The following is a 17,878-nucleotide window of genomic DNA, read 5'->3' as shown; positions in this document are numbered from 1 at the left end:
CACTATGTCTCACCACCGAAAACCTTGCGCACGACGGCTTTCGCCCGTCTCGTCACCCGCAGGTAGTTGTCGAGGAACTCTCCCCCGTCGTCGGTGTCCCAACCGGCGGCCACCGCGACGGCGTTGAGCTGACGTCCGGGCCCGGGCAGTTGGTCGGTCGGCTTGCCCCGCACCAGCACCAGTGCGTTGCGTGCTTTCGTCGCGGTCAGCCAGGCCTGGCGCAGCAGTTCGACGTCGCCCTCGGCGATCAGTTCGGCGGCGCCGATCGCGTTCAGCGACTGCAGAGTCGACGTGTTGTGCAGTGCGGGCACCTTGTGCGCGAAGCGCAGCTGCAGCAGCTGCACCGTCCACTCGATGTCGGCGAGGCCTCCGCGCCCCAGTTTGGTGTGCGTGTTGGGGTCGGCGCCCCGCGGCAGCCGTTCGGCGTCCACCCGAGCCTTGATCCGCCGGATCTCCTGCACCGCTTCGGCGGACACCCCGCCGGGTGGGTACCGGATCTTGTCGATCATCAACAGGAACCGCTCGCCCAGGTCCAGATCGCCCGCCACGCGGTGGGCCCGCAGCAGCGCCTGCACCTCCCACGTCTGCGCATACCGCTCGTAGTACGCCTGATACGAGGACAGGGTGCGCACGAGTGGACCGTTGCGACCCTCCGGCCGCAGATTGGCATCGACCTCCAGGGGTGGATCCGAACTCGGCGTCCCGAGCAGAGACCTCACCTGCTCGGCGACCGTCACCGCCCATTTCACCGCGGCCGATTCCTCGACGCCCGCTTCGGGTTCGCACACGAACAGCACGTCGGCGTCCGAACCGTAGCCCAGTTCGCCGCCACCGAGGCGGCCCATGCCGATCACCGCGATCCGGGCCAGCGGCCCACGGTCGGACTTCTGCGCGCGGATCACCGCTTCGAGCGCGGCCTGCAGTACCGCGACCCACACCGACGTCAACGCGCGACACACCTCGGTGACCTCGAGCATGCCCAGCAGGTCGGCCGAGGCGATGCGCGCCAGCTCACGTCTGCGCAACGTACGCGCCGCCGCGATCGCGCGCTGCGGGTCGGAATACCGTGCGGCCGAGGCGACCAACGCCCGCGCCACCGCCTCGGGTTCGGCGTCGAGCAGTTTGGGCCCGTTGGGGCCGTCGGCGTAGGACTGAATGACTTCCGGTGCGCGCATGAGCAATTCCGGAACGTAGGCCGAGGTGCCGAGTACCTGCATGAGGCGCTTGGCCACAGCCCCCTCGTCGCGCAGCGTCGCCAAGAACCACCGCTGTTCGGACAGCGCGTCGCTGATGCGACGGTACGACAGCAGCCCCGCATCCGGATCGGGGGTGTCCGACAGCCAGTTGAGCAGTGTCGGCAACAGCACCTGCTGCACACGACCGCGGCGGGCGCTGCTGCTTGTCAGGGCGGCCAGGTGTGTCAATGCGCTCTGCGGGCCCTCGTACCCCAGTGCGGCCAGCTGCCGTTCGGCGGCCGCCTGGGTCATACCGTCCGAAATGCTCAGTGCCGGTTGCCCGACGGACTCCAGCAGCGGTTGGTAGAACAGCTTCTCGTGCAGCCGCGACACCCGCAGGCTCTGGCGCTTGAGCTCTTCGCGCAACACGCCCAGCGCATCGCGTGTGCCGTCGGGCCGCACGTGTGCCGCCCTGGCCAGCCAGCGCAGCGCCTCGTCGTCGTCTTCGTCGGGCAGCAGGTGTGTGCGCACCAACCGCTGCAGCTGCAGACGGTGCTCGAGAAGGCGCAGAAACTCGTAGGACGCGGTCAGGTTGGCGGCGTCGTCGCGCCCGACGTAGCCGCGTTCACCGAGCGCGGCCAGCGCGGCCACCGTCGACGCGACGTGCAGCCGCTCGTCGTTGCGGCCGTGCACCAATTGCAGGAGCTGCACGGCGAATTCGACGTCGCGCAGCCCGCCGGTGCCCAGCTTGATCTCCCGCGAACGTTGTCCGGCGGGCACCAGTTCCTCGACCCGCCTTCTCATCGCCTGCACCTCGGGGACGAAGTCCTCGCGCTCACAGGCCGACCACACCATCGGCATCAGGGCTTCGACGTAGGCCTGGCCCAGTTCGGGGTCGCCCGCGGCCGGCCGGGCCTTCAGCAGGGCCTGGAACTCCCACGTCTTGGCCCAGCGCTGGTAGTAGGCGACGTGCGAGTCGAGTGTGCGCACCAGTTGGCCGTGTTTGCCTTCGGGCCGCAGCGCGGCGTCGACTTCGAAGAAGGCGTCGGCGGCGAACCGCATCAGCTCGCCCGCCACCCGGGTCGCCACCGCGTTGGCGGGCTCGGCGACGAAGATGACGTCGACGTCGCTGACGTAGTTCAGTTCGCGCGCACCGCATTTGCCCATCGCGATGACGGCGATCCGGGGCGGCGACTCACCCCCGGTCGTCTTCAACGCGAGGTGCAGAGCGGCGGCCAGCGCCGCGTCGGCGAGGTCCGAGAGGTGCTCGCCGACGGTCGGGAAGGGCAGGACCGGTTCGTTCTCCACCGTTGGCGCCAGGTCCAGGCTGGCCAACACCAGCAGCCGGTCGCGGTACAGCTTGCGCAGCGGATGCAGCGCGGCCGAGGTATCCGACGCCTCGTCGGCCAGCGCGACGAACATCTCGCGCAGCGCGTCGCGGGTCGGCAGGGCGACGTCACCGGCGAGCAGGCGCCAGTCCTCCGGATTGGCCACGAGGTGGTCACCGAGGGCCAGCGAGGAACCCAGCAGGCTGAACAGCCGGCCCCGCAGGCTCTTGTCGGTGAGCAGGGCGCGGTTGAGCTCGTCCCAGCCATCCCCCAACGCCTCGGCCAGCCGGACCATCGTGCGCAGCGCGGTGTCGGCGTCGGGGGCACGCGACAACGACCACAGCAGCTCGACGTGCGCGTCGGTGTTCCACCCCAACACCTCGAGATCCGCGGGCGCGGTGGGTTCGACGAGCCCCAGCCGCCCTACGCTCGGCAGCTTCGGACGCTGCGTCGCTGGTTTGGCCACGCCTAAAAGGTATCTCGCCTAGTCACCTACAGAGACAGGTAGGCCTTCAGCTCGAACGGTGTGACGTGGCTGCGGTAGTTCTCCCACTCCGCGCGCTTGTTGCGCAGGAAGTAGTCGAAGACGTGCTCGCCCAGAGCCTCCGCGACGAGCTCGGAGTTCTCCATCTCGGTGAGCGCGACCCCGAGGCTGCCTGGCAGCTCTTTGTAACCCATCGCGCTGCGCTCCTCCGGGGTCAACGTCCACACGTTGTCCTCCGCCTCAGGCGGCAGCACGTAGTTCTTCTCGATACCGCGCAGACCCGCGGCCAGCAGCACCGCGAACGTCAGGTAGGGGTTGCACGCCGAGTCGGGGCTGCGCACCTCGACGCGCCGCGACGACGCCTTCCGCGGGGTGTACATCGGCACCCGCACCAGCGCCGAGCGGTTCGCCGCACCCCAGGACGCCGCCGTCGGGGCCTCACCGCCGTGTACGAGCCGCTTGTAGGAGTTCACCCACTGGTTCGTGACGGCGCTGATCTCCTTGGCGTGCTCGAGGATTCCGGCGATGAACGACTTGGCGACGTCGGAGAGCTGCAGCGGGTCGTCGGGGCTGTGGAAGGCGTTGGTGTCGCCCTCGAACAGGCTCATGTGCGTGTGCATGGCCGATCCGGGGTGCTCGGCGAACGGCTTCGGCATGAACGACGCCCGCACGCCGTCCCCGAGCGCGACCTCCTTGACGACGTAGCGGAACGTCATCACGTTGTCGGCCATCGACAGCGCGTCGGCGTAGCGCAGGTCGATCTCCTGCTGGCCGGGCGCGCCCTCGTGGTGGCTGAACTCCACCGAGATGCCCATCTGCTCGAGGGCGTCGATGGCGTGCCTGCGGAAGTTTGGCGCCGAATCGTGCACGGCCTGGTCGAAGTAGCCGCCGTTGTCGGCGGGCACGGGCGGGGTGCCGTCGTCCTCGCCGGGTTTGAGCAGGAAGAACTCGATCTCGGGGTGGACATAGCAGGAGAACCCCAGATCGCTGGCCTTGGCCAGCTGCCTGCGCAGCACGTGGCGCGAGTCCGCCCACGACGGGGAGCCGTCGGGCATGGTGATGTCGCAGAACATCCGCGCCGAATGGTGCCCGCCCGAACCGTCGGCCCACGGCAGCACCTGGAAGGTGGACGGGTCGGGGCGGGCGACCATATCGGCCTCCGATACCCGGGCGAAGCCCTCGATCGACGAGCCGTCGAAGCCGATCCCCTCTTCGAAGGCGCCCTCGAGTTCGGCCGGCGCGATCGCGACCGACTTGAGGTATCCGAGCACGTCGGTGAACCACAACCGGACGAAGCGGATGTCGCGTTCTTCCAGCGTGCGCAGCACGAATTCCTTCTGCCGATCCATGACCGCAGCGTAGGCACCGGCTGTTAAATCGGTGTTACACGGCGGCTGCATTCGGTGGCTTGATCACCAGATGCGGCGCATCTGCGCACCCGTTCGACGGTGCCGCAGCTGGGCTCGCCGCTCGTCGGGGGTGAGCACCTCCGTGCCCGCCGGCAGATGGGCGAGTACGTCGGCGACCGGCACCTTCGTGACCGTGATCTCGGGGAACTGCTCGGCCTTGTAGAACCGCGCCTGCAGGATCCCCCACGGCCAGTCGGCCTTGTCGAGCCAGTTGTGCACGCCGGGATCGCGCTTGGACACCACGCCGCGGAACCAGCCGTCGGCGTCGATCCGCGCCTGCACGTCGTTGAGGCTGGATTGCCGGTTCACCCAGTCCACGGTCGAGAAGCGGTCGTCGGCCACCAGGATCTGCCAGTAGTAGCAGTTGGCCGGCACCGGAAACTCGACGACCAACGCCTCGTCGTCGGCGATCTGATGGATGCCGTCGTAGTAGGCCTGTTTGGTCGCCAGGCCACCACCCTGTTGGATCCACTGCGATCGCAACAGCACGTTGAAGCCGTGGTGCTCCCGGTAGTACCGGACCAGTTCCATGTCGAAGTCGATCATGCCCTTGATCCAGTCGCCCAATTCCGAGAACCGCCGCGCGATCTCGGCAGGCGACATGTCCTCACCCGCGTCGTCGAGGCGATTGATGGCGACCTGGGCGTCGATCTCGGTGTTCCAGTCGCAGGCGCATTTGCGCATCAGCAGCTTGCCGACCTCCGGGTTGAGTGGCCACCAGTCGCCGTCATAGGAGTCGGGACGTTCGGCGGACATGATCACGCGGAAGGAACCGTCCTCGGCGATCGTCAGGTCGTCCAGGTCGTGGGTGATGGCCTGGAACTTCATCTGCCGCTCGACACCCTTGAGGCTCTTCATCATTCCGGGCGCCTGCTGGGTGATCTCGACGAACCGCACCGTGCCGCGACGACCGGTCAGCTCGTACACGCCGGAACCGTCGACCTCGGCGGACAGGTAGACGTAGTCCGGGTTGGGCCCGCCCTGGTTGCAGGCGTAGTTCCACAGCGGCATGAACACCGGCCGCCGGGAATCGGTGTAGACGTGGCACAGGTAACCGCACGCCAGGATCGACAGGGCGAGCTTGTTCATGTCCTGGATCTCGGCTTCGGAGGCGCCGTCGGGTCGCCACGTCGCCAGCAGGTGGTCGGCGACCCCTTTGAGCGCCTCCATCTGGATGTCCCAGCTCGGCAGGCTGGTCATAACTGAGCCTCCTCAGGCCTCCACGGCCACATCGAAGTGCCGGATGTAGAAGTCGTAGTCGGATCGGATCTGGTCGACCGAGAGGCCGAACTGTTCGGCGGTGTATCGGTGTGTGCCCTTGGCCCCCACCGCGTTGGCGTCCTGCCACTCGAAAATCGCCTGCGCGACAGCGGGTTCGAGCTCCAGACCCAGCCATTCGTAGACGCGGCGGATCGTGCCCCCCGGATCGGCGACCAGTTCGCGGTGATGGACGTCGAGAAATCGCTCCTCCCCGATGCGTGCGCGTTGGGCGATCGCACTCTCCATACCCTCACGCAGGTGATCGCTCACCTCGCGGCCGAGAGCGCGCAGGTCCCGCTGTCCCGCTGCGGGCGGGAAGATGGTCGACACCAGGCTGGTGTAGGACGGCACCACCTTGGCGGGGTCGCGATGCGTCATCACGAACCGCACGTCCGGATAGGCCCTGGCGAGCGCCTCCAGATGGAACTTGTGGTGGGGCGCCTTGAACAGCCACAGCCGGGGTGGGCACTTCGACCCGAGCAGCTTGACGACTCTGCGGTGGTAGGCGTAGGTCTCGGTCAGATCGGCGCGCCGCCACCACGATCGATAACCTGCCACCGGCAGCGTCATCTGCTGGCCGTGGAACGCCATTCCGAGGATTTCGGTGTCCTCCATGGTGGCGTCGACCTCGAAGATGTGCATCACGGCCTGCGCGGCGGGGCGTTCCTCGTGCATCCGGATGAACGCCTGCCTGCGCGGGTCGTCGGCCTCGCCGCCGGCGAGCGGCGGAGGTACGGGCTGATTCTGCTCCCAGCCACGCAGACACCGGAACTGCGGATCGAGCGAGAGCATGTCGGCCAGCGCTGTGGTTCCGGTTCGCGGCAGCCCGTTGATGTCGACGGGCCCGCAGATGCCGACGTCCTCGACCTCGGGGTGCGTTCGGTAGTAGGCCTCGACATCGAGACGGTTGACCAGCCTCCGGCGTAGATCGCCGATGACCGCGGCGTCTGTGCCGGGGTCCAGGTCGCCGTCGCGTTCCAGGCTGTCCAGCAGCACGGCCAGCCCGTCGCGAAAATCTCCGGGGCCGAAGTCCGCGTGCCCGCATTCGGCGACCGCTTCGTCGAGCAGCCGCTGCGGATCGGGATAGCGCATCGGCCTCAGGCCTCGACGCGATCGGGGTAGTGGTGAGCTGCCATGGCGCGCAATCCGTTCCGCCAGTCGACGGTGCAGGGGCCGGTGATCGACGCGCGCTTGGTGTGGTCGCCGACCGAGCCGACGGAGGCACCGGGAACCGGCTGCACATCCACCTGCGGCGAGACGCCGAGGAGCTCGCCGAAGTACGCACACCACTGCTGGACGCTGACCGCGCTGTCGCCGGCGAAGTTGACGATCGTGGCGGGAACTCCCGCCGCGTCGAGCAGCGCCGGAATCTGGGCGTTGATGTCGTCGTAGTGGATCGGGCTGTAGGGCAACGGGTCCCAGCGAGCGACGACGGGCCGGCCCTCGGCGATGGCCTGCAGGTGCCAGAGCGGCAGGCCGCCGCGCTCACCGTACGCGCTGCCCATCCGCGCGATGACCGTGGGTATGCCGAACTCGCGGGCACAATACCGGGCGACGGCCTCCTCGGCGATCTTGACGATGGAATACGGTCGCGGGCTGGGCAATCCGGCGTCGCCGATCGGATCGTCCTCACGGAACGGATGCCAGGGGTCGGGATGGGGTTTGTAGACGGTGACGGTGGACATCACCAGCGCGGCCTTCGCAGCACGGCAGTGTGACAGCAGCAGTCCGGTGCCTTCGGCGTTGACGCGCAACCCCTGCTCGTAGTCTTCGCCGAAGTCGGCGGCGATGTGCAGGAGGTACGTGAAATTGGTTGGCAGGTCGGTGAAGTCGCCGACACCGAGATCGATGCTGCGGGTGGTCAGGCCCAAGGCCTCGACCTCCTCGCGCGCGGCGCTGTCGGAGAACCTCGCGATCCCCCACACTTCGTTGTCGCGAGCGAGCGATTTCGCGACACCGTAAGCGATACGACCGGCCGGCCCCGTGATGAGAACCCGTTCCCCGCTCAGCATTGCGCTGCCGTGCCATGATCGTGCGCATGGACCTGTTCGAACAGCCATGGCCCGAAGGCGATTTTCGGTTCTTTCAGCTCGGGCACGTCGTCGACGACATCATCGGGGCCGCCGCCGCTTGGGCGCGTGCGTTCGGGGTCGGGCCGTTCCACGTGCTGCCCATCGCCGACCAGGTGGCTGATTACGGGGGCGAGATCCGCACCGTCCGGATCCAGGTCGCGGTGGCCCAGGCGGGCCCGGTCCAGATCGAGCTCATCCAGCAGCACTGCCGGACGCCGAGCATCTACTCCGAGTGGAGCCACCACGGAACGAGCTCGTTTCATCAAATAGCCACGCTGACACAGGATTACGTAGCCAAGACGGCACACTTCGCGTCGCTGGGTTATCCGATTGCCGCACAGAGCACGGGTGGTGGTTTCCGCGTGGCCTACATCGACACCGTTGCGGATTTCGGGTTCTACACCGAGATCGTCGAGGCTCCCCCCGCCTTTGTCGACCAGGTGCGCAGCATCTCCGAAACCTGCGCCGAATGGGACGGCAGCGATCCGGTCCGCATCATGACCCGCGACGGCTACCGGGTGCCGGAGGATTCCAGGGGCCACCCCCGGACTCTAAAGTCTTAGAGACAACGGTGGCAAGCATCTGGCAGGATCCACCCGTGATGGCCACCGATGAAATCGACCCGCTGACCGACCTGTCCGGCCCGCTACGGGGAACCGTGCTGGAGAAGGCGGTGCTCGAATCCCTGGACACCCTCGAGCGGGCGTTGGATATGAAGCCGTTGGGCGACAACCACTTTCAGGCATCCAACGAACGGGACCGCTTCGGGCGGATCTTCGGCGGCCAGTTGCTCGCGCAAGCCCTCTATGCGGCATCGCGCACCGTCGACGAGCACGCGCCACATTCCCTGCACGCCTACTTCGTCCAGACCGGCGCCTCGGACACCCCGGTCGATATCGCCGTCGAGGCCGTGCGCGACGGACGATCGATGGCGACCCGCCGGGTCACCATCGCCCAGGGCGAGCGCACCCTGCTGACAGCCCTTGCGTCGTTTCACACCAATCCCGCCGAACCCGAACTCGAGCGCCCGCAGCCCGATATGCCGGCACCGGAGGAGATGCCGCTGCTGCAGCACTGGGTGCACCGGGTCCCCCCGCAGCTTCGGGATAACGCGCAGAACTGGATCGACGTCCCACCGGCGGTGGAGATGCGCATCGCGGAGCCGACGAACTTCCTGGGTGGCAGGCAGACGCCCGAGTCCCGGTCGCACTGGATGCGGTTGCCCCGTCCCATCGGTGACGAGCCCGCGCTGCACAGCGCGATGCTGGCGTACGCGAGCGACTATCTGCTGCTGGACATGGCGTTGCGCAACCACCCGCACCGCGCCGACTACACGTCGATCGCGGCGGTCAGCCTCGATCACGCGTTGTGGCTGCACCGACCCGTCCGCTTCGACGACTGGCACCTGTACACCCAGGACACGGTGGCCGTCACCGGGCACCGCGCGCTGATCCGCGGGACCATCCGTGACGCGGCGGGACGCACCGTGGCCAGCACATCCCAGGAAGTGCTGATCCGTCCGATCGCGAGGTAGGTGAGCGGCGTGACCGACGACGTTTTCGATCTCCGCGGACGTGTCGCGTTGGTGACCGGCGGCGGCACCGGAATCGGGGCCGCGACCGCGATCTTGCTGGCGCACCACGGCGCCGACGTGGCGATCGCCGCGCGCACGGTGGCCGACCTGGACCGCACCGCCGCGCAGGTGGAGGCCGCGACCGGGCGCCGATGCCTGGCGGTGCCGACCGACGTGAACGTCGAGGATCAGGTGGTGGCGATGGTTGCCCGCACGGTCGACGAACTGGGTCGGATCGACATTCTGGTCAACAACGCGGGCGGGACGCGGATGAGCCCGCTGCGGGACATCCCGATGCGCGGATGGGACAGCGTGTACGAACTGAATGTGCGCTCGGCCTACGTGGCGACGCGGGAGGCCGGGAAGCACTTCCGCGCCCAGCGCCGCGGCGCGATCGTGAACATCTCCTCGGACGCCGGGCTGCACGGCGTGAAGGGCGGCGCGCACTACTCCTCGGCGAAGGCCGCGTTGCAGATGTTCACCCGAGTCACCGCCGCGGAATGGGGCCGCTACGGCATCCGCGCGAACTGCATCGCGGTCGGCGCCATCGCGTCCGAGCGGGTGGTCGAGGCGTGGCGGGTCGCCGGCATCGATGAGGCCGAGTTCGCGAAGGTCCCGCTGGGCCGGGCGGGGCGCCCCGACGAGGTGGCCCAGGCGATCCTGTTCCTGGCCAGCGACGCGTCGTCCTACATCACCGGCCAGACCGTCGCGGTCGACGGCGGCCCGATGCTCGGCGGCATCCCCGACTGACATGGCAGCGCGTCGAACCCCGGACGGCCGACAGCGCCGTCGCGAACTCTGCGACGCCGCGATCGGGCTGCTCGCCGAGCACGGCGCCAAGGGGCTGAGCCATCCGCGGGTCGACCGTGCGGCGGGTGTGCCGGAGGGGAGCACTTCGTACTACTTCCGGACCCGCAGCGCGCTCATCCGCGCGGTCGCCGAGCGGGTCGCCGAACTGGACCTGGCGGACCTGCGCTCGGTCACCGCGGCCGACGTCGGCACCTCCCGACAGGCCGCGGTCACGCGATTGGCCGCCGTCGTGATGAAGTCGCTGACCGGCGACGGCCTCACCCGCACCCGCGCGCGCATCGAACTACTCCTACAGGCCAATCGCGATCCCGCCATTTCGGCTGTGTTCCATGCGAATTCGCAGACCTACCTCACATTGCACCGCGAGCTGGCCGAACGCTCGCGGCCGGCTGACGCCGATCCGTCCACAGTGGCCGACCGGGCCCTGCTCACCGTGATGTTCATCAGCGGACTCATGCTCAGCGCCGCGGCCGGCCGTCAGCCGGTGATCGAGCGGAAGCGCCTGGAGCTTCTGCTCGCCCAGATCGCCACCAGCGGATCCTGACCGTGACACACCGAGGTTTGGCCGACGCACCGCGCGGGTAGCCGATTTTTCGTTCGGGGGGTCGCGCCGCAGATATCCGATGCGAGGAGCGACCATGAATCTCAAAAGAACAGCATTCTCTCTGGGCCTGGCCGGGGCGTTAGGCGGCTTCGCCGCACTCGGCTTGGGGGTAGGCGCCGTGCACGCCGACCCGAAGTTCCCGTCCCCGCCGGTGCCGCCCATTCCGGCGCCGCCACCGATTCCCAAGGTCGAGGTGCCGCGGGTCGAGGTACCCCGTGCCCCGAACGTCGACGTGAATGTGCCGCGAGTCGACGTGAATGTGCCGCGCGTCGAGGCGCCGCGGGTGCCGGACGTCGACGTGAACGTGCCACCGGTCGACGTGCCGCCGCTGCCCAGGGTGGACCTGCCGCCGGTCCCGAGGCCCGCCGTCGACGTCGATCTGCCGGATCTGGAGCCGAACCTGCCCGACATCGACGCCTACTTCGGGTTGCCGGGCGCTCGGATACCGCCCGGACAGCTGAAGAACGCGGCCACCATCAACGGGGTGCCGAACCCGTTCTACGGCATCCCGCCCGGACAGCTCAAGAAGATGCGGACCGTCCAGGGTTACGAGAACCCGTTCTTCGACGAGGCACCGGGCCACTGGGAGATTCCGCAGTGGGCTGTGCCCGACGTCTGGCCGGGCGTGCCGGGGGTCGGCGACTACTTCGGATTGCCGGGTGAACAGATCGGCCCCGTCCAGCTGAGGGCGGAAGCCACCATCAACGGCGTCCGCAATCCCTTCTACGGCATCCCGCCGGATGAGCTGCGGAAACTGCCGACGGTGCAGGGTTTCGAGAACCCGTTCTTCGACGGAACTCCGGGTCACTGGGAGATCCCGTAAGGCCACCAGCGCAGGCACGCGGCGGCCATACGACCCGATCCGGCCCTGATCAGTCCGAGGAGCAGGTGGTGTCGGCCGGCGGCAGCGCCAGGTCGACGAGGTAGTTGGTCGCGATGTCGTCGACGCACTTGTTGCCCTGGAACACCACGGTGTGCTGGGTGCCCTGGAACGTCACGAGCGTCCCACCGAGCTGCTTGGCCAACTCCACGCCCGCCTGATACGGCGTAGCGGGGTCGTTGGTCGTCGACACCACCAGCGTCGGGGGCAGCCCCTCGGCCTGGAGTTCGTGCGGTTCGCTCGTCGGCGGCACCGGCCAGAACGCGCACGTGCCCAAGGGTGCGTGCCCGGTGAACTCCCCGTAGCTCATGAACGGCGCCGCCTCGCGCACCCGGCGGTCCTCCTCGACGACCTTCGCGCGATCGGTCACCGCGGGCTTGTCAACGCAGTTGACCGCCACGCGGACGTCGGTGGAGTTGTTGTAGTGGCCCTGCGCGTCGCGGCCCATATACAGATCGGCCAGCGCGAGCATGGTGTCGCCGGTACCGCGTTTCATCTCGCTGAGCGCCTGCGTCAGGTGCCGCCACAGGTCAGGCGAGTAGAGCGGGAGGATGGTGCCGACGATCGCGTCGGAGTAGCTCAGGCCGCGCGGGTCCCGCGTCCGCAGCGGCTTTTCCACCAGCGGGTCCACCAGGCTGTGGTAGACGTCGTTGGCCTTCGCCGGATCGGTGCCCAGGGGGCAAGCGGTGTTCTTCGCACAGTCGGCGGCGTAGTCGTTGAACGCGGTCTGGAAGGCCGCGGCCTGACGGACGTTGGCCTCGGTGGGATCGGCGTTGGGATCGACCGCCCCGTCGAGGACCATCGCGCGCACCTTGTCCGGATAGTTCTCGGCGTAGGTGGCGCCGATCCGGGTGCCGTAGGAGTAGCCGAGGTAGGTCAATTTCTCGTCACCGAGCGCTTGGCGCATCGCCTCGAGATCCTTGGCCACGTTGACGGTCCCGACGTTGGCGAGGAACTCCTTGCCCATCTTGTCCTCGCAGCGCGCGACGAAGTCCTTGGTCTCCTTCTCGATCTCGGCGACGCCCTCCGGCGAGTAGTCGACCTGGGGCTCGGCACGCAGCCGGTCGTTGTCGGCGTCGGAGTTGCACCACAGCGCCGGCGTGGAGTTCGCAACCCCACGCGGATCGAAGCCGACGAGGTCGAAGCGCTCCCGCACCGATTCGGGCAGCGAGCTGACCAGGCTCGCTGCGGCCTCTACCCCGGACTCCCCCGGGCCCCCGGGGTTGATGATCAGCGAGCCGATCTTGTCGCCGGTGGCCTTGAACCGGATCATCGCGAGACGGGCGACGTCACCGTCGGGCTGCTCGTAGTCCACCGGGACCGACAGCATTCCGCATTCGGCGTCGGCGGGGATCCGCGATTCGTCGGACTGGTTCGTTTGGCATTTGGCCCATTCGATCGGGGTGCCTGGCGGCGGCACCGCGACGACGGCCCGGCCGTCGACCAACTGGCTGCATCCGGTGGCCGCGAGCAGCACAGTGGTCGCGATGACCCCGATCTTGGCGTTCATGGCTCAACATGCTGCCATGAACCCTCATCGCCGCTGGCTAGGGCGCTATCGCGTGGCGGCCAACAACTCGTCGAGGGCCGCGGTGAAGTCGTCGGCCATGTCCCACAGGTCGGGCAACAGTTCCGGACAGGACACGATGCCCACGTTCAGCGACCCGGTCAGCGACATGACGGTGATGTTGAGGCCCGACCCGTGGAAGATCGGCCCCAGCGGATACATCGCCTTGGCCTCGCAACCCAGGTAGTACAGCGGCACCTGCGGGCCGGGGACGTTGGAGATGACGAGGTTGTGCACCGGCCGCGCGCCGCTCAGCCGGCTCGAGGCGTAGACGCGCATCGCCACACCGAACACCGCCGGGGCGGCGAACTGCGTCCAGTCCTGCAGCAGCGTCGCGCCGATTGCCGAACTGTGTTGTTTGGCAACCGAATTAGCCTCGGCGATCGACTTCAGCCGGGCCGCCGGATCCTCGATGTGGGTCTCCAGTCGCGAGAACATCCCCGACACCTGGTTGCGGCCGGGCCGATCGGACTTTTCGTGCACCGAGACCGGCACCATCGCGACCAGGGAGTTCTCCGGCAGTTGGCCGCGGTCGGCGAGGTACTTGCGCAGCACGCCGGAGACCAGCGCCATCACCACGTCGTTGACCTTGACCCCGAAGTGGTTCTTGACGGTCTTGATGTCCTCGAGATCCAGTTGCGCGAAGGCGACGTTGCGGTGTCCGGTGACGTTCATGTTGAACACCGTCCGCGGCGCGGCGAACGGCGGCGCCATCGAGTTACCCGAGCGGGCGCGGCGGACCGTGTCGACCACCGACGAGACCGTCATCGGCAGGGTGCTCGCCAGCTTCAGCGGCCGGGTGGCGAACTTGACCGCGCCGGTGACCGCGATCTCCAGTGAGCTCGCGTCGCCTGGGCCGTCGACGGGATCCGGCGGCAGCGAGTCGGGTTCGGTGCTGCACAGCTGCGACATCAGGCTCGCCCCGGTCACGCCGTCGACGCCTGCGTGGTGCACTTTCGTCATCACCACCAGACGCCCGCCGTCCTGCGGGTCGGTTCGGTCGATGTTCTCGATCACCCACTTCTCCCACAGCGGGCGGCTGCGGTCGAGCGGCAGCGAGGCGATATGACCGCAGATCTCCGCGAGCTCGCGGGGGCCGCCGGGCGCGGGCAGGCCGATGCGATGCAGATGGCGGTCGACGTCGAAGTCCTTGTCCTCCACCCACACCGGATGGTCGAGGTTGAACCTGCTGTCGGCCAACTTCTCGCGGAACTCCGGCATCGCCTTGATGCGCTGGTTCAACTCGTCGCGAAACCGGTCGAAGGTGTAGCCGCCGGGCATCGTCGAGGTGTCGAGTTCGAGGATCGAACACACATGCAGCGGCTGCTGCGCGGTCTCGAGGTACAGGAAGCTGGCGTCGAGCCCGCTGAGCCGTTGCATGTCGGAATGCTATGCCCGGTGACGGCGGGTGTGAGCAAATCCACTCAACAGCCCTTTTAACATCTCGGACACCAAGTGGCAGACTTGGTGGGTCAGACGAACCCGGGGACCGTGCATCGGCCTCGAGGATTCGACCCGACCCACCCAATTGGGGGACAACGATGTCTGAGCAGACCGTGTACGGGACTGCCTCCGCACCTCGCACCAAGATCCGCACCCTGCATCTGCAGAAATGGAAGGCCGAAGGCCACAAGTGGGCCATGCTCACGGCCTACGACTACTCCACGGCCCGCGTCTTCGACGACGCGGGCATCCCGGTTCTGCTGGTCGGCGATTCGGCCGCCAACGTCGTCTACGGCTACGACACCACCGTGCCCGTGACGATCGACGAGTTGACCCCGCTGGTACGCGGCGTCGTGCGTGGTGCGCCGCACGCGCTGATCGTGGCCGACCTGCCGTTCGGCAGCTACGAGGGCGGCCCCCAGCAGGCGCTGGCCACCGCGACCCGCTTTCTCAAGGAGACCGGTGCGCATGCGGTCAAGCTCGAGGGCGGCGAGCGCGTGACCGAGCAGATCGCCACCCTGAGCGCGGCTGGAATTCCGGTGATGGCCCACATCGGGTTCACCCCGCAGAGCGTCAACGGCCTGGGCGGCTTCCGGGTCCAGGGCCGCGGCGACGCCGCCGAGCAGACCATCCACGACGCGATCGCCGTGCAGGAAGCCGGCGCGTTCTCCGTCGTGATGGAGATGGTGCCCGCCGAACTGGCCACCCAGATCACCGGCAAGCTGACCATCCCGACCATCGGCATCGGCGCGGGCCCGAACTGCGACGCGCAGGTGCTGGTGTGGCAGGACATGGCGGGTATAACCAGCGGCAAGACGGCCAAGTTCGTGAAGCGCTTCGGCGACGTCGGCGCCGAATTGCGCCGCGCCGCAGAGCAATACGCCGCTGAGGTGGCCGGCGGAGTGTTCCCCGCCGACGAGCACTCCTTCTAGGCGAACTCGGCCTTCCGCTTGGCCAGGAAGGCGTCGACGCCTTCTCGCCCGTCGCTGGAGACCGCGCGGGTGGCGATCAGCCGGCCCTCGAGTTCCATCTGCTCCTCGAGCCCGTTGCCGAACGTTCCGAGTAGCAGCTGCTTGACCCCGCCGTTGGAACCGGCCGAGGTCGCCGCCATCTGATCGGCCAGCTTCGAGGCGCGGTCGGCCAGCTCCGCGTCGGGAACGACCTCGGTGACCAAGCCCCACTGTGAGGCCTCCTGGGCCGTCAGGCTTCGGTTGGTGAGCATGAGTTCCTTGGTCTTGGTGATGCCGACAAGCCGCGGAAGGTAATAGGAGGCGCTGCCGTCGGGGCTCAAACCGACCCGGGTGTAGGCCATCGTGAACGATGCCGACTCGGCGGCCAGCACCAGATCACCGGTCACCGCGAGCGAGAATCCCGCGCCGGCTGCGGTGCCGTTGACGGCGGTGATCACGACGGCGTTCATCCGGGCGAACGTCGAGATCGCGCGGTGCAGGTCGTCGGCGACGCCCTTGATGTGCGCGCCGCGGTCGGGCGCCGACGCGAAGTCCTTCAAATCACCACCGGCGCAGAAGAACCGGCCGGAGCCGGTGAGCACCACGACCTTGGTCGCATCGGTGTCGCACTGCTTGGCCGCCGCGGCCAGCTCACGAGTCATGGTGCCGTTCATGCCGTTTGCAGCATCGGGCCGATTCAGCGTGATACGGGCGATGGCACCGGTCTGCTCGAAGGTCAGCGTTTCGTATTCGGTCACAGCAGGGACACTATCGCCTCTGTGGCCGAGATCCGTTCCCCCGTGTTCACCTGCATGTGGCAATCTGTCTCGCACCATGGGTAAATCCAGCGGCAAGTCGACGCGGCACCTGGAGGTCGAGCGCAAGTTCGACGTCGGCGAATCGACCGTGTCTCCGTCGTTCGAAGGGTTGTCGGCGGTGGCGCGGGTCGAAGGATCCCCGGCGCACCATCTCGAGGCCGTCTACTTCGACACCCCCGATCACGACCTCGCGGCGCGGCGCATCACACTGCGCAGGCGCACCGGCGGGCCGGATGAGGGATGGCATCTCAAACTTCCCGCAGGCCCTGACGCTCGCACCGAGGTCAGGCAGCCCCTCGGAGGCGAGAACGAGGTGCCCGAGGCGCTGCGCGACATCGTGCTGGCCATCGTGCGCGACCAGCCGCTGCGCCCGGTCGCGCGCATCTCGACCCGGCGCACCGTGAACCTGCTCTACGGTCCCGACGGGACGCCGGTCGCGGAGTTCTGCGACGACGCGGTGACCGCGTCGGCCGAACCGGGTGGTCCGGAACAGGCGTGGCGCGAGTGGGAACTCGAACTGACCGACGGCGCCGATCGGGAACTGCTCGACCGGCTGTCGAACCGGCTGATCGATGCCGGCGCCGAACCCGCGGCCAGCGGTTCGAAGTTGGCGCGCGTGCTGGCGGAATCCGCAGCGCCGGAGGACGCTTTGCGACCGGCCGACGCCGACGCCGTGCACCGGGCCGTGGCCGAACAGGTCGAGCAGCTGATCGAGTGGGACCGCGCGGTGCGCGCCGACGTACCGGACTCGGTGCACCAGATGCGGGTGACGACACGCAAGATCCGCAGCCTGCTGCAAACCTCCCGGGACGCGTTCGGCATCTCCGATGACGCCTGGATTCTCGACGAGCTCAAGCAGCTGGCCGGGATTCTGGGAGTGGCGCGCGACGCCGAAGTGCTGGCCGAACGCTACGAGGAGGCCCTCGGTGAGCTGCCGGCGGAGTTGGTCCGCGGGCCAGTGCGCGAGCGATTGGTCGACGGGGCCAAGCACCGCTATGCGGCCGGGCTGCGCCGGTCGCTGATCGCGATGCGGTCGCAGCGTTACTTCCGGCTGCTCGACGCGCTCGAAGGGCTCGTCGCCGCAAAGCCGGCGCTGCCGCAGGACGAGGACGAGCGCACCCAGGCGACGATCGACGCGGCGTACAAGCGGGTGCGCAAGGCGGCGAAGACCGCAGCCCGGGCCGACGAGGACAAGGACGAGGCATTGCATCGAATCCGTAAGGGCGCCAAACGTCTTCGCTACGCAGCAGCGGCGACCGGCGCGGCCAAGGTGTCGGATCGGGCCAAGAGCATTCAGTCGCTGCTCGGTGACCACCAGGACAGCGTGGTCAGCCGCGCGCACCTCAGTCAGCAGGCCGATGCCGCGCACGCCGCGGGCGAGGACACGTTCACCTACGGTCTGCTGTTCCGGATGGAGGAGGAACTCGCGCACCGCTCCCGGGAACAGTTGGACGATGCGCTCGCCAAGCTCGCCAAGGCGGTGCGCAAGGCGCGCTGACCCGGCC

At 68.2% G+C, this 17,878-nt stretch carries 15 protein-coding genes; 7 read left to right on the top strand and 8 right to left on the bottom strand.

What is annotated here, in order from left to right; all coding sequences use genetic code 11:
- Positions 1 to 2: 2 nt before the first annotated feature.
- From AU197_RS18070 to AU197_RS18050, 5 genes are all read right to left on the bottom strand, one after another.
- Entirely contained in the window at positions 3 to 2,969 is a 2,967-nt protein-coding gene (locus tag AU197_RS18070; RefSeq protein WP_064404061.1) for a bifunctional [glutamine synthetase] adenylyltransferase/[glutamine synthetase]-adenylyl-L-tyrosine phosphorylase, read from the bottom strand.
- Positions 2,970 to 2,995: 26 nt separating this feature from the next.
- Complete coding sequence (gene glnA, locus AU197_RS18065) at positions 2,996 to 4,336, bottom strand: type I glutamate--ammonia ligase (RefSeq protein ID WP_064404060.1); 1,341 nt, start codon at positions 4,334 to 4,336, stop codon at positions 2,996 to 2,998.
- 63 nt (positions 4,337 to 4,399) lie between these two features.
- The gene (locus AU197_RS18060) at positions 4,400 to 5,596 is read right to left on the bottom strand and encodes a DUF1214 domain-containing protein (protein WP_064404059.1); all 1,197 of its coding nucleotides are present in this window, start codon (positions 5,594 to 5,596) and stop codon (positions 4,400 to 4,402) included.
- 12 nt (positions 5,597 to 5,608) lie between these two features.
- Positions 5,609 to 6,748, bottom strand: coding sequence for a sulfotransferase family protein (locus AU197_RS18055; protein WP_064404058.1), 1,140 nt, complete (start codon positions 6,746 to 6,748; stop codon positions 5,609 to 5,611).
- Positions 6,749 to 6,753: 5 nt separating this feature from the next.
- The gene (locus AU197_RS18050; protein ID WP_064404057.1) at positions 6,754 to 7,668 is read right to left on the bottom strand and encodes an NAD-dependent epimerase/dehydratase family protein; all 915 of its coding nucleotides are present in this window, start codon (positions 7,666 to 7,668) and stop codon (positions 6,754 to 6,756) included.
- Between the two features lie 26 nt (positions 7,669 to 7,694).
- On the opposite strand from AU197_RS18050, the gene AU197_RS18045 reads away from it, so the two are divergent.
- The 5 genes from AU197_RS18045 to AU197_RS18025 all read left to right on the top strand — a co-directional run bounded on the left by AU197_RS18045 (position 7,695) and on the right by AU197_RS18025 (position 11,538).
- Complete coding sequence (locus AU197_RS18045) at positions 7,695 to 8,291, top strand: VOC family protein (RefSeq protein WP_231745019.1); 597 nt, start codon at positions 7,695 to 7,697, stop codon at positions 8,289 to 8,291.
- A gap of 38 nt (positions 8,292 to 8,329) precedes the next feature.
- A complete protein-coding gene (locus tag AU197_RS18040) occupies positions 8,330 to 9,262 on the top strand; it encodes an acyl-CoA thioesterase (RefSeq protein ID WP_064404055.1) in 933 nt (310 codons plus the stop codon).
- Positions 9,263 to 9,271: 9 nt separating this feature from the next.
- A complete protein-coding gene (locus tag AU197_RS18035; protein ID WP_064404485.1) occupies positions 9,272 to 10,051 on the top strand; it encodes an SDR family NAD(P)-dependent oxidoreductase in 780 nt (259 codons plus the stop codon).
- A gap of 1 nt (position 10,052) precedes the next feature.
- On the top strand, positions 10,053 to 10,655 hold the full coding sequence (locus tag AU197_RS18030; protein ID WP_082696731.1) for a TetR/AcrR family transcriptional regulator: 603 nt from the start codon (positions 10,053 to 10,055) through the stop codon (positions 10,653 to 10,655).
- A gap of 94 nt (positions 10,656 to 10,749) precedes the next feature.
- Complete coding sequence (locus AU197_RS18025) at positions 10,750 to 11,538, top strand: hypothetical protein (RefSeq protein WP_197415585.1); 789 nt, start codon at positions 10,750 to 10,752, stop codon at positions 11,536 to 11,538.
- Between the two features lie 49 nt (positions 11,539 to 11,587).
- On the opposite strand, the gene AU197_RS18020 is transcribed toward AU197_RS18025, so the two are convergent.
- Both AU197_RS18020 and AU197_RS18015 read right to left on the bottom strand, forming a co-directional pair.
- Positions 11,588 to 13,105 carry an alpha/beta hydrolase gene (locus tag AU197_RS18020; protein WP_064404054.1) on the bottom strand — a complete coding sequence of 506 codons (1,518 nt, stop codon included), beginning with the start codon at positions 13,103 to 13,105 and terminating at the stop codon, positions 11,588 to 11,590.
- 45 nt (positions 13,106 to 13,150) lie between these two features.
- On the bottom strand, positions 13,151 to 14,542 hold the full coding sequence (locus AU197_RS18015) for a WS/DGAT/MGAT family O-acyltransferase (RefSeq protein WP_064404053.1): 1,392 nt from the start codon (positions 14,540 to 14,542) through the stop codon (positions 13,151 to 13,153).
- A 161-nt stretch (positions 14,543 to 14,703) separates the two neighbouring features.
- Between AU197_RS18015 and panB the strand changes: the two genes are divergently transcribed.
- Positions 14,704 to 15,537 carry a 3-methyl-2-oxobutanoate hydroxymethyltransferase gene (panB, locus tag AU197_RS18010; RefSeq protein ID WP_064404052.1) on the top strand — a complete coding sequence of 278 codons (834 nt, stop codon included), beginning with the start codon at positions 14,704 to 14,706 and terminating at the stop codon, positions 15,535 to 15,537.
- Here panB and AU197_RS18005 read toward each other — a convergent pair.
- Positions 15,534 to 16,313 carry an enoyl-CoA hydratase/isomerase family protein gene (locus AU197_RS18005; RefSeq protein ID WP_064404051.1) on the bottom strand — a complete coding sequence of 260 codons (780 nt, stop codon included), beginning with the start codon at positions 16,311 to 16,313 and terminating at the stop codon, positions 15,534 to 15,536. The two genes, panB and AU197_RS18005, sit on opposite strands and share 4 nt — an antisense overlap.
- Positions 16,314 to 16,389: 76 nt before the next feature.
- On the opposite strand from AU197_RS18005, the gene AU197_RS18000 reads away from it, so the two are divergent.
- Positions 16,390 to 17,871 (top strand): CYTH and CHAD domain-containing protein, encoded by a 1,482-nt coding sequence (locus tag AU197_RS18000; RefSeq protein ID WP_064404050.1) that lies wholly within the window; start codon positions 16,390 to 16,392, stop codon positions 17,869 to 17,871.
- Positions 17,872 to 17,878 lie beyond the last annotated feature (7 nt).

It is taken from the genome of Mycobacterium sp. IS-1590 (assembly GCF_001500025.1).
In the GTDB taxonomy this organism is placed as follows: domain Bacteria; phylum Actinomycetota; class Actinomycetes; order Mycobacteriales; family Mycobacteriaceae; genus Mycobacterium.
The sequence above is the reverse complement of the archived record's forward strand: the minus strand, read 5'-3'. Positions and strand labels throughout refer to the sequence as shown.